This window comes from Desulfomicrobium aestuarii, from assembly GCF_055385525.1.
The window spans coordinates 551,122-564,319 of sequence record NZ_AP042427.1 but is presented as its reverse complement, the minus strand read 5'-3'; the positions used below and the strand labels follow the sequence as shown (position 1 = coordinate 564,319).

Genomic DNA, 13,198 nt, shown 5'->3' with positions numbered 1-13,198 from the left:
GATCAGAATCGAACTGAGGGAGATGAGGGAAGGACGGCTCAAGCCTTGCCGCTGCCCTTTCCCTCCCATACCGCGCACAGCAGCGCCAGGACGAGAAGGATGAGTCCGAGCACCACGACGATGGCCCGGGTCCCAAGCCATTGGATGAGAAAGAAGGACACGGCCAAGGCCCCGGAGATGCTCCCCAGGGTCGAGATGGCGTAAACCCGCCCAGACGTCCGCCCGATTTCCTCCAGTGCGGTGGCGCTCAGCTTGATGGCGAACGGTGAGACCATCCCCATGAGCACCGAGGGGACCAGAAAGAACAGGACGCTGATCAGGAGCACGGAAAAGCGGAATTCAAGGTCGAGTTCCGAGATGAACCGTCCTACCGGCAGATAGACCAGAGGCAGCACCAGGATGAAGACGGCGGCCGTAACCAGGATGAGGGCCAGCGTTCCCAGGCTCGGCCGCCTGTCCGCCAGCACGCCCCCAAGCCAGTAGCCGATACTCAGGGCCAACAGAAAGACGCTGATGAGACTGCCCCAGACATAGACCGAATTGCCAAAGTACGGTGCCAGAATCCGGCTGGCGACGATTTCGAGCCCGAGCAGCACCCCTCCGGACAGGAAGGCTACGCCGTAAACAAGAAGATCGAGAGGACGGGCCACGCTATTTTCCCTCCTTGAGCAGATTCACCGGCGCGTGATCATCGGTCAGGATCTCCGTGCCGGCGGGCCAGGTCGGATTCGAATCAAGCAGTTCCTTGAACATCCCCGTCAGATCGAGCCCCTCCGGTCTGCGGGCAGACTCCAGGGCCGCAAGCCTGGCTCGCACCTCTCCGCGGGAAGGCACTCCCCCGGGAGAGGCCACGATAATCCGGTTCGTCGACCACTTCCCGACATATTGATGAAAGCTCCCGAACACGGCGTGATAGGTGGCCGACTCGCGCTCGGCGAGAGCCTGGTCGATCCAGGTGTTCGCACAGACCGCACCGCCCGGTGCGAGACGCTCGCGGACCAGTTCAAGAAACTCCCGCGTAGTCAGGTGGAAGGGGATGTACCCGCCATGGTAGGCGTCCAGCACGATCACATCAAAACGCTCCTTCGTGCCTCGCAGCCAGCGCCGGGCGTCCTCCACGGCCAGTTTCATCCTGTCGTCCTCGGCGTACCCGAAATACTGCCTTGCCATGTCTACGACCACGGGGTCGAATTCGACATTGGTGATCTCGGCCTCAGGATAGACGCGCCGAAGGGTGCGGGAGACGGTGCCACCGCCAAGGCCCACCACAAGTATTTTCTGCGGCATGTCCACATAGCCCGAGACCAGCATCATCATGGCCGTGTATTCGTAAACGTGGCGATAGGGATCCTTCAAATCCATGGCGCTCGTCCTGTCCAGCAACGATCCGACATGCATCCGACGAATCCCGTTGGCCTCGGATATAAAGATGGTCTGATACGGCGATTCCACCTCATGAATTATGTCGGCGGACGTCGGCAGCAGATAAAATGCGCCCACAGCGACAAACAGACACGACGCTGCCAGCACCACGGAAAAGCGGGACAAACGAGTTTTCAGCATACTTACCTTTTGTTCGAAATATGGTGCATGCGTGCCCTCCCCTTGGAGTCCGGCCTTTTACATACTCAGACCACCTGAAGTTATCCAGTCACAATCCGCTCGAAATTGGACACCACTTCGCACGGATTGACGAGCGTATTAACGGGAAATTTCGCGACGAATGTTTGTCGATGGAATGGTTCCGGTGTCGGGCCGAGGCTCGGGCCGTGATCGAGGAATGGAGGCGGCACTACAACTCCGTTCGCCCACATACAAGCCTGAACAACATGACGCCCGAACACTTCTGTCGGCAGTATGGAAAAAACATGAACAGTGGGGAGACCCTCATGAATTGAGTGGTCCGAAGTTTCCCGGCAGGTCAGCGGTAAAGTCAAAAACATGAATTCGTGTCGACACTTCTTTTCGGTCATTAGAAAAGAAAAAGTGGCAAAAAGCTGGCAAAACTGCGGTCCATTTGCAGACCGCCAAAAAAAAGGACCTAGATTAACATCTAAGTCCTTATTTTTTCTGGAGCCAGGAATCAGAATCGAACTGACGACCTACTGATTACGAATCGTAAAAATGCCCTTTTCACGCAACATCACAACCCTTCACGTAGCACCCGCTTAACCGTTGACAGCAAAGGCTTAAAGGCACATTAGATCATCACAAGCTTTCACGGTTAAACACGTCCCTTCAGGAAAAAAAGTGGGAGAGGAGTGGGAGAGGAATGGCGGTTAAATGGATCTCGGCAGGTGAAAAAGGCATTCGCTATTATGAGCACCCTACTCGGAAGCATGGGGTGGCCAGAGACAGGTATTTTGCCATCCGTTACAAGGTTGAGGGCAAAACGAAGGAAGAGGGTCTTGGTTGGTGGTCTGAGGGATGGAACCTCGACAGGGCCATTGCGGAACGATCCAAACTCAAGGAATCGCACCGAACGGGTCAAGGTCCTGCTACCCTGCAAGAGCAGCGTACTCTGGCAGCCAAGACCAAGGCAGAAGCCGAGCGCAAGCAGCAACTTGAAGCCTCCCAAAATGTGACTCTTGCCGAGTATTGGCCGGTCTATCTTACCAGTTCCAAGCTGATCAAGGCTGACCGGAAAAATGAACGATCATGGCAAGTGGATCAGGGCCTTTTCGATAATTGGTTGAAACCCCTTCTGGGCAATGTTTCAATCAAGGCCATTGGCGTGGATGAGTGGGACAGGCTCATGGGGACACTGGTAGACGCAGGACTTGCTCCAAGAACGCGTCAATACGTTGCGCTTGTGCTCCGCCAGGTGCTGGCCTTTGCCTACTCTCGAAAACTGGTGGCTTTTCCTCCGCCACAGGCCAGGGACGTAGGAGCTACCCTTGGCCGGGGCGGTAACCGCCGGACCAGAATCCTCTCTATGGACGAGTTAACTAAAATCTTGGAAACCCTGGCCAGTCGTGATCAGCTGGCTTATCGTTTCACGTTGTTTACCGCGTTGACCGGGTGCAGATTCAGTGAGGCCGCTAGCCTTGAATGGAAAGACGTCGACCTTGGTCAGGGAGAAGTAATTTTCAGACGAACCAAAAACGGCGACGATAGAACCATCCCCTTATCTCGCGCCTTGTTGGAATTATTGAGCAATCTACGCAACCTAGGCCATGTTACGGGCCATGTATTCTTGAGCGGAACGGGACGACCCTACACGACAACCCCACAACCATTCAGAGACACGGTGGAAGCCTTGGGCTTAAACGAAGGACGATCAAAGCGCGACAGGGTGGTTTTTCACACTTTGAGACATAGCGCGGCGACTAGGCTTGCGAAATCAGGAACGTCACTACCTGACCTACAAAAGTTATGTGGATGGAAAAGCCCTCATATGGCCCTAAGATATGCCAAGGGCGTTGACGAAACCATGCGGAAGGCCATTAATGGATTAGGCGACGAATTGTTGAAGCCGTCGAATGTGGTTGATCTTTTCAACAAATAATCTACAAAAAAAAATGAGATTAAGCTAAAAAATGATGCTCGCAGATTCGATCGATGAAAAGGGATTGATCCAGTCCATCCTGGTCAAAGGACTGGAAGACGGTACAATAGAATCGTATCTGGGCAGCGTCGCTACCGGGCTTATCTCATCGCATAACAAAAATAATCACGAACATGGATTCCATCGACTCCAGTTGTTGTCGAATCATCATGATTCTCGTAATGGCTGAATCGAAACCAAACGCCATTGAATCACACATTCTTGCGGAGACATCATGGGAATCTATGAATGCGGAACGCTCTACAATATCGCGCTGAACGAACTGACACCTAATCCTGATCAGCCCCGAAAAGTCTTCTCAGAATATGAAATCAAAAATCTCGCAGATTCGATCAATGATAAAGGACTTCTCCAGCCCATCTTGGTCAAGGAACTGGAAGACGGGCAAATCATCATCGTATCTGGCGAACGCCGATTCCGGGCTCATCAATTTCTGGAACGTGAAACAATACCAGCATGGTTTACGACAGGAGACGCTGAAGAACTTGCCCTAGTGGAAAATCTGGTCCGAGAGGACCTGTCGGCAATGGAAACGGCAGAGGCTCTCAAAAAACTTGCTGATAGATATGGGATCGAGTCCAACAAAGAACTTGGAAAGATAATTGGAAAGGCTCCGAATACTGTCTCCGAAATATTGTCGCTCAACGGCCTTTCAGAAAATATTCGAAAAAAAGTCCTTGGAGATAAGCGATTTGCCCTTCGTGAACTAAAAAAAATCGCAACAAAAAGCACCCCTAAAGCGCAGGAAAAACTCTTTACTGCCTATGAGGCAAAGATTGAGGCCGAATCCTTGAAAAAGGCAACCCGAGCCAGATTAAAACGCGTAGATCTTCACATTAAAAAAATTCAGTCCATGCAAGAGTACTTCACGAAGATGGCCGCTGATGACAAATTTCAGGAATTGAGCTCACTAAGCAACGAAATGGTCGACTTAAAACTGAGCATTGAAAATATCATCTATAAATTGATTATGTTAAACTCAAAAATCGACGCGTCGAAGGTCATAAAGGTGCCCTCAGATGCCATATCGATAACAAAAATCGAAGGAAAAATAACTTCGCCAGCTCAACATAGCGAATAAAATATCTGATGTTTTTTAGTCCATCGGGGCAATGAAGGCTGGCAGATTATCGCGTACTGCCAGCCTTTCAATTTATCAAAGTGCTTTAACTATTCAGACTCAGTACCATCTATCTGAATTAACCAAATTGTATTGAGCATCACCGGATCTCAATTATTTATTGGCCCAAGTTAGATCGGCAATTTGCTGTGCGTTTTGTGCGACACGAGTGGCTCTGTCTGGCAAAAAATGCCGATTTTTCTTGCAAATATTAACTCGCACAAACGCACAAAACGCACAGACGTTTTTTTTTAGGAACATTATTCCTGCTCCATAAGAGACTTTGATCCCTAAATTTATTCATACTCGAATGATGAATGTGTTAATACATTTTATTTATCATCATCTATACTTGATAAAAAATTTACTACACAATAAAAATGTTTTATTCATTACTCCTCCATTTTATCGGAACGCAAAAATAGTCTGTGCGTTTTGTGCGCCTGTGCGACATAAAAAAACCTGATGAAATCAGGCTATTTCGATATTACACAGCTTCAAACTCGCACAAAACGCACAAACTCAACATTATCAAAAAAAATCATCCCGATCTAACGACAACGCTTCAACGCTAAGAGTCGACTCTTGATCAACTTTTTTCCTCCCAGGCTCTAGGAATAAAGATGTACCCTCGATAATTGGCACCATCAATAGACTTCGTTTCGCGAATAGTACCATCATCCTTAAGTTCAATCCATCCTCGCTTACTCAACTCATCTAAGATAACCTTTCGATTGATGCCCCGCAAAATTTCATTGGCAACTGCAGACAACATCAAATAGCGTTTATCACCAAATCTATCATCCCAAGAGTAGCCCGCTTTTCTTATACGCGCATCTGTCTTTGCAAAACAAATTGGAACATACCGTTGTTCTGATTCAACCGCAAAATGATCTTGAATTCTCTTAAGTACTTTATAGATTTCTAGATCCCCAATACTCTCACGCTGGCTTAGCCAGATTTTAAACCACTGATCAGCAGCCTTCCATACATCATTTTTCTCGTAAGGAAAAATTCCGCATTCGATGGCAAATTCACCAGCGCTTGCGATCAATGCAAACTTGCGACACACGCGACGTACTTGGCCAGAAGCACCTTCAGGACTATTTTTATCTACAAATTTCTGCGCTTTTTCACAAATAAGGGCGACGTGTTGCATCTTCTCAGATGGATTTGAACCACAAAATGCTGTCAAAAATGCGCGCAGAGGACTACCGTAATACTTCTGGCAACTGCTTCCAAGGTCATCGCTCAAACGTGCGCTATCACCATACCCATGTTTATTTTGGTAGAGATCCTGCCCACTCCCAGCGTCAATGGGCAAATCGATAACCCTGACCTGCTGTCCAACATGAACTGTGTATTTACCCGTCTCCTGAATCTTATCATTAATCGTAAGCTCCCCATTGGAAAGGAAGTTAAGCAACCAATTCCCAACGCTACGGGCGGAAGCATCCGATCTCATTCGCGCCTTGCCCTGACCATTAGCGAGCATATAAGGAATTTGAGCAATTGTTTCCGCCGAAGCTTGCCCTATCTCATCAAGGACCAAGAGATTGTCATCGTGCAAGACAGCTGTGTTTTCAATTGCATTATGCGTACTGTTCCATTGTCTCATAAAACCTTTATGACCTCCCCCACCACAAACACTCCCGGCCACATGAGCAGCAGTCGACTTTCCAGCTGAGGATGAACCGTAAATATGGATACCGCCACCTTCGAAACCACATGGCCTCAGCAATGGTCCGGTCAACGCATAACTGGTCAGCAGGACAAGCAGAGAGTTGCCCCGACAAAATTTGCCGACTTGGTCTTTCCACTCATCGAGTGAACCAGAAACCTGATGCAGGCTCGTCATATTGCTTTCAAAATAAATTTCCTCATCGAAGGGACTCCCAAAAATCTGGTCAGGCAGCACATATGCGTCTTCCTGCCAACCGACTTTGCTAAATCGGAGAAACAACTGGCCCGCCGGAGCATTTGCTTGCAGATATTCCATGAATAAGGACTGTGCCTTTGGGGCATAAGAAAACTCAACGCCATTATCTGAAAGAAGCGCCCTCACGGAGTCACCACGCCCCACACAATCTCGCATGTTGATGATAATCTTTTTTTCCACTCCGTCTGGCGCCTTAACTTCAACGAGCCTCGACCACTCCAGCGACTCCGGAGTACGAAGCTTCCCTAATATTTTCAAAGGACTACAGATGAGTTGCCCAGCAACTGAGCTTTCTTTGTCTGCACCATAATACACTCCGTCTTCTTCAAGTGAAAAAGCCGATGCAGCCCTGGAAGTTATCGCCTGTTGCCTCATCCAAAGATATCGGGGACTCCCCACGTTACAATTTTTGCCACAGTCATGAAGCCCTTTGACATACGAACAAGATACATCCTTAGCTTGGCGTTCACACTGCCGAATCTTATCTTCTGTCTCCTTTTCAGAATAATTGGGATATCCTTGACTGAAGAAGTGGACGATCGGCTTGGCTTCAGGGCCAAAACCCATCAATATCTTAACCATCGCCCACCATTGTGTCTCTGAGAGGGTTTGCCGATTGTTCCAGCAGTGCGCTATGAATCGACAATCCAGAAGTGAATCTAAGCCTAGTCTCGCTCCACAGCGTCTGCTGCGAATATTCAGGAAGGCCAACGCAGAAGAATAAAATTGCTCCATCGCTGAAGATCTCTCGGGTGGATCCGCCACAACAGAAAAATTCAATCTTGGCGTATCTGCCATAGCGAGTAGATGCTTAGCATCATATTTCATTAATTCGTCATATGTGACTGGGACCTTGTACCGCCCATTAGCCCTTTTAATATTTTCACAGCGTAAAAGCCGTCCCTTACCCATATTGTACATTTGTAAGTCTAGAATTTTGGCGCAATCCTGTTCTCTGCATGTCCGCGTTATAAATTGCACCATTTCTTTATATATGCGTGGCAAAAATGGGTGCCCGTCCTCTGCGCCAAATATTTTTGCTGGAATTTCCACATGGCAACCCTTTCCTCCGGATATCCAGTACTTTAAGCTATATGGATTAACACCATACATCCCAAAAAGTGTTCCCCAAACTAAATCTCTTGTGAAGTTAACTGCTATCTCAGGATCTAATTTGTAATCAATATCCAAAAATAGAGAACCATATCGAATCGGCTCTGGCTTTTCATCTACTGGTTCGTAACTGAACGATGTCGTACTGAAAGCGGTATATCCATCTTCCAACGCTTGTTTACGAGCTGCTTCACTGTCCGGAATAACTTTCCAAGAATTGTCTTTTCCTTCGACTTTGTCAGCATACCCTGCATACATAATTCTCATTTCTTGACTTTTCATTGCATAACTCCAGTATTGAAATATTCACACTAGTGAGCGATAAATTGCGAATAGTGATCAATAGTGCGTATATTATATCATATTATTTTTGAAAATTTATTACGATCTTAAACATTTCTTAACTCAGAGCTGTATCCATAAATACATGTAACAAACAACAAATATGTCACTATAATATGCATTATACATGACTTTTTATCATTTATTAACTTAATGCCAGGAGGAAACATGCATCAAGATATGATGTTTTTTGTAGAGAAAATAAGCGAGTCATTGCCGCCAATATTTACACGTAGTGTAGCGGTCAGCAATCTCGGAGGACTACTCGGCGCCAAAACGCTGGCAAACATCGACAATAGAGGGGAAGGGCCAACATCAAAAATCAGAATGGGTAAAAAAGTTCTTTACGAGCGTGACTCCTTTATTGAGTGGTTAAAGCAATATTACAAACTATCATGAATAGTGAGACACGAGCTGGCCTCGTGTCTCACCTAGAGCACCTAGTGAAAAATCCTGTTTTGCTAGCGTAGGTCCCAGGCAGATTGAGACAAATGGATTTTCACAAATAAATTTTCGACGTAGGCAATGGTGCTAACATGAGCCCCACCCCCAAATGACAGCTAGCTTATCTTTTAGAAATTATTAAATTTAAAATTTTTGACATAATTTTTTCCCTGATTTTCAGTGAAAACCCAGCGCATTTCCAGAGAAGAGGCGGAGCAAACAGGGACCATCTCGGAGCAAAGCTGGCCTATAGGCTACAATTGACGGGTGATCAGCGGAGCAAATGAGGCGTAATCTCACCGCAAAACACCATAAGCCAACAGTAATCAGATAAAGAATTAAGCGCCTGCCCTGCGGCACCGGCAAAAACCACCTGCGTGGAACACGTGAAAACGGCCGGGTCGTGCATTCGAAAACGGCCACCCAAAACAACGGAAAACGGCCACCTCGTACACTCTGATCGCGGCACAGGAGAAAAGCAGTTACGTTGACTATCTGGAGACCGTCCTCAGGAGTGAACACGATCTGCGCCAGAGACGGTACCCACGACGACAAACGAGCCAAGCGTAAAGCCATGGCTGCTTTGGAGGCCATGACCCAAGTGGATTCTGGAAAGATTCTAGACAGATCTGAAGCGCAACCCAGGGTTTATCAAAATTTCAAAATGATCATTTTTTACCCCCCCCCCAAAAAAAACACCCCCTGAACCCATTTTTTCAGGGGGGGGGTAAAAAAAAACGTTCAGCTCAGAGCATCTTCCACTGGCCAGTCACTCAGCATGTGCGCCCGGACTTCTTTCAAGGCATGAGCGACAGAAAAGCTTTCAAAGAGGACTTTAAGGCAGGCATAGGACTCGTCTTCCAGCGTTGGCGGTTCAACACCAGGAAAAAGAGCATGGCGCTGGCATCCGCACACTTGGGTACGTTGACAGAGCCAGTTCTTCCGGCCCAGGGCCACGGAACTGATGGCGTTTGGTTCTCGGCCGCGTTGTTGTCGGGCGTGAGCTGGCCACAGTCTACGCAGCGTATGGCCCGACTCCACTGGTTGCGAGCGTAGGTCACGGTGGTACTCGGAGTGTCAACGGTCAGGATGAAGTTTTTGTACTCGCCAGATACTCCTTGAGAACGGAGCCCGACTAGGTCGGGTCGTAGCGATAGACCAAGGTCGGCCGATTGGGGTTGTCGCCAATGAAGAGCGATAGGTACGACGTGGACGTATCGGACGCCCCTGTTCGTTGAGTGCTTGCAGGGTGGTTCCAATCATATTGGCGACCGGAGCGAATCTTCAGCTCGAGAAGATCATCAAGCCGCTCCAGAAATTTGATCAGGATCAATAACACTATTGCGACAAGATATGCTTCGTGAAAATGGAGCAATATAATCTCACCTACCTAGAAACAACAGGACTTCGTCCTCAGCATTATACTAGGATGTTCTGTCTAACATCCTAGCATAATACTACAGTGATAATAAATTTAAAATCTACAAATGAACAATATCATCAAATAAAGATATGTACTACAAATGAGATTTAAAAATTATATATTGAGCTATATAATTTAAACAATATTTAAACTTTTAAACATTATTCGCGGAATCCATCCCTCTTGCTCTTCAGAATTCCCCAGAGGAGACGTAATGATTCTTATTTCAGGATGAACCCAGCCATTTTTGACCATCCAGTACATCAATCTGCGAATTTTTGATTTAGTGTATCCATACACTTTACTTAAACTTTCAGTAGTTATAAACTCCTCTACATAATTATTTTCTTGGTATGAAATAATCCCCTCAATGATAGGCAAAGCCTCTTTTTTTACAGCCTCTAAACGACCATTCTCAATCCATACAATAGAAGTATTTGCAAAATACAGTGCAAGACAACAAGCTCTGCGCATTATATCAGGACCTATAATCAGAGTTAAAACATTCTTAAAGCCGCCACACTCCATTGCATAAAGCGCCATTGCGATACGAACAGCTTGCATGTCAAGTTTCTGTGCAATATCTTGGTAATTAGCGTATATTTGTCCCTTTGCTTGCGACTGTATCAAATAATCTTTAAATTGAGACAATACGATTCGAGCATCTTCGGAAAGAGCAAAATTATCATCTCCTGACTTTCCGCAGATATTCTGTTTAGTTCGCAGCAATGCTCGCTCAAGCTGACGTTTATACCATTCTTCACTTTGAGTCGACACACATCCACGCCCCACTTGAGGCTGCCAATCATTCTCAATATAAATCAACCATCTTGCAACTAATCCAATACCAATATATGTTTTATTACTAATGAATTGACATAAAGGCTCTGTCTGCCACATTGTCAAAGTTACAAAAAACGGCTTCTGCACTATAACCTGCTTTTTCATTGTGATGTCATCAACAGGGCCATTCGACCATACATCTAGAATTGACGTCAACTTCGTAGAAGATACGGTATTCAATTGAGCAAGGATCCCCCCCTCAGAATCAATTCTAATTCCACATCCATTCCGAATGCTAAGTTCTTCAACAAAAGATGGAATAGACATATTACCCATCATTGGCGAAACTGGTATAGTCATTTTTTCTAACTTAGCATCAATATCAGCGAGTTCCCTCGCATATTCACTACTCTCTATTTCGTCGATTGCAGAAGATGATTCTTTTTTAATCTTCTTCCTTTGTTGTTTATAAATCTCTCTCTTTGCCAGAATATATCGTTTTTCTTCTGGGCTTAAGAGTATATGCTTAACAATAAGTTCTTCAAGAACTTTACGCTGCCTTGCTTCACATGGGCTTTTTGAAGCCCCGGATGGAGCTCCTACGGCGAAATACATCGACATGCCTACTTGAAAATTCTTGGATACGAAACAACTTGCTCCAACTTGTGCTGCAGCAAATATTGGTATAAGCGTGCAAGCAACCATGTTGACTGGCGCTCCAAGCTCCTGAGCCAACTCTAACGAGTACTTTCTTGCAGAATCACCGAGAGCATTGATGGGGTCTAACGGCTCAAAACAATATAACGGACTGTAGGGGTCACACATTAGCTTTGTAAGCGCTCAGACATCCGCATCTTTCACGGGTGTATCTGATATGCGATAGGGACAGGGAGGAGTTCTATTTCTTGCGCGGCTTGGGCTTGGGGAGGCTTGGGAGAAGGGATCTGTCCACGTGCTGCGGCATGAGCGCCTTTATGACTGCCGTGGACTGCGCTGCGGGAAAGCGTTCGAAGAGGAATTTCAGGTAAGCTTGGGGCTCGATCTCGTTGGCCTTGGCGGTTTCCACCAGGGAAAAGAGCATGGCGCTGGCGTCTGCACCCTTGGGGACGCCGGCAAAGAGCCAGTTCTTCCGGCCCAGGGCCACGGGGCGGATGGCGTTCTCGGCCGCGTTGTTGTCGGGCGTGAGCAATCCGCAGTCCACGTAGCGCACGGCCCGGCTCCACTGGTTGCGGGCGTAGGTCATGGCCTGCCCGAGCAGGCTCTTGGGCGGGACGTGGTCGATACGCTCATCAAGGATGGCCCGTATCGCGTCGAGGATGGGAACGGCCTGCTCCCTGCGGTTGGCGACCTTTTCCTCCGGCTCCAGCTCTTTGATATTGTGCTCGACCTTGTAGAGCAGGCCGATGAGATCCAGGATTTCCTTGGCTGTCCCGTGCATGATCTTCTTCGAGGTCGCCTTCTGGACGTCGACGAACTTACGACGGATGTGGGCCATGCAGCCGACGTGGATGATGTCGTCCGACTCGCCGAGAGCCTGGTATCCGGAGTAGCCGTCGGTCTGGATGTAGCCCTTGTAATCGCCCAGATATTCCTTGGGGACGGAGCCCGACCTGGTCGGGTCGTAGCGATAGACCACGGTCGGCCGCTTGGGGTTTCCGCCACGGAAGAGCCACAGGTATGACGTGGACGTATCGGATCGTCCCGGTTCCTTGAGGACTTGCAGGGTGGTTTCGTCCATGTTGATGACCGGCCCGGAGCGGATCTCCGCCCGGAACAGTGCTCCGAATGGCTCCAGCGCCTTGGCCACGGCCATGGCCCATCCGGACATGGAATGGCGCGGGATGTCCACGCCCAGGCGGGCAAACTGCTTGGTCTGGCGGTAGAACGGCATGGCATCGACGAACTTGGCGGTAATGACCTGCGCCAGGAGGTTCGGCGTAGCGATGCCCTTGGGGATAATCTGCGGCGGCATGGGCGCGATACGCACCACCGGCATGCCCTCCTCGCCGTCACAGGCCGGGCAGGCATACTTGGGCCTGATATGGCGCTCCACCTGCATGACGGCCGGGACGTAGTCGAGCTTCTCGGAGACCTCTTCGCCGATGCGCTTCAGGCAGGCCCCGCAGGCGCAGACTTTCTGGTCCTCGGGCAAATCGTGAGTGATCTCGATGCGCGGCAGACTGTCCGGCAGGGGCTTACGTCCCCGCTTGGCCCTGGTGTGGGCCGGGACTTCGACGACGGGCACTTCCGCGGGCTTGGGCTTCACCTCGGCGATCCTGGCCAAAGGCAGAGGCAGGATGCCCTGGAAGAGGTCCTTGGATTTTTCGGACTTGGGAGCATACAGCGCGGCCTGCAACAGGGCCACGCGGTCCTGAAGATGGCGGTTTTGCTGGTAGTAATCCCAGACCAAATGCTTGAGTTGCCCGACGTCATCGGGAAGATTTTCGATGTCTCCCATGTAAGCGC

The 13,198-nt window shown here is 48.5% G+C and carries 8 protein-coding genes and 1 pseudogene; 4 read left to right on the top strand and 5 right to left on the bottom strand.

Annotation, left to right across the window (positions count from 1 at the left end):
* Positions 1–38 precede the first annotated feature (38 nt).
* Together ACZ5AC_RS02505 and ACZ5AC_RS02500 are read right to left on the bottom strand one after the other, a co-directional pair.
* A complete protein-coding gene (locus ACZ5AC_RS02505; RefSeq protein WP_464249386.1) occupies positions 39–650 on the bottom strand; it encodes a fused MFS/spermidine synthase in 612 nt (203 codons plus the stop codon).
* A gap of 1 nt (position 651) precedes the next feature.
* Positions 652–1,563: a spermidine synthase gene (locus ACZ5AC_RS02500; RefSeq protein WP_464249385.1), complete on the bottom strand. Its 912-nt coding sequence runs from the start codon at positions 1,561–1,563 to the stop codon at positions 652–654.
* A gap of 125 nt (positions 1,564–1,688) precedes the next feature.
* Here ACZ5AC_RS02500 and ACZ5AC_RS02495 point away from each other — a divergent pair.
* The 3 genes and pseudogenes from ACZ5AC_RS02495 to ACZ5AC_RS02485 form a co-directional block, all read left to right on the top strand.
* A pseudogene (locus tag ACZ5AC_RS02495) lies at positions 1,689–1,898 on the top strand (integrase core domain-containing protein); the annotation flags it as partial.
* A 374-nt stretch (positions 1,899–2,272) separates the two neighbouring features.
* Positions 2,273–3,508, top strand: a complete 1,236-nt coding sequence (locus ACZ5AC_RS02490) for a tyrosine-type recombinase/integrase (RefSeq protein WP_464249384.1) — start codon at positions 2,273–2,275, stop codon at positions 3,506–3,508.
* Positions 3,509–3,782: 274 nt separating this feature from the next.
* A complete protein-coding gene (locus ACZ5AC_RS02485; RefSeq protein ID WP_464249383.1) occupies positions 3,783–4,649 on the top strand; it encodes a ParB/RepB/Spo0J family partition protein in 867 nt (288 codons plus the stop codon).
* 628 nt (positions 4,650–5,277) lie between these two features.
* Here ACZ5AC_RS02485 and ACZ5AC_RS02480 read toward each other — a convergent pair.
* Positions 5,278–8,022 carry a DUF927 domain-containing protein gene (locus tag ACZ5AC_RS02480; protein WP_464249382.1) on the bottom strand — a complete coding sequence of 915 codons (2,745 nt, stop codon included), beginning with the start codon at positions 8,020–8,022 and terminating at the stop codon, positions 5,278–5,280.
* Positions 8,023–8,250: 228 nt separating this feature from the next.
* Between ACZ5AC_RS02480 and ACZ5AC_RS02475 the strand changes: the two genes are divergently transcribed.
* Entirely contained in the window at positions 8,251–8,481 is a 231-nt protein-coding gene (locus ACZ5AC_RS02475; RefSeq protein WP_459821612.1) for a hypothetical protein, read from the top strand.
* Positions 8,482–10,084: 1,603 nt separating this feature from the next.
* Here the strand turns inward: ACZ5AC_RS02475 and ACZ5AC_RS02470 are convergent.
* Complete coding sequence (locus ACZ5AC_RS02470) at positions 10,085–11,437, bottom strand: DUF3987 domain-containing protein (RefSeq protein ID WP_464249381.1); 1,353 nt, start codon at positions 11,435–11,437, stop codon at positions 10,085–10,087.
* A 193-nt stretch (positions 11,438–11,630) separates the two neighbouring features.
* Positions 11,631–13,190: an IS66 family transposase gene (gene tnpC / locus ACZ5AC_RS02465; protein WP_464247384.1), complete on the bottom strand. Its 1,560-nt coding sequence runs from the start codon at positions 13,188–13,190 to the stop codon at positions 11,631–11,633.
* Between the last annotated feature and the right edge of the window lie 8 nt (positions 13,191–13,198).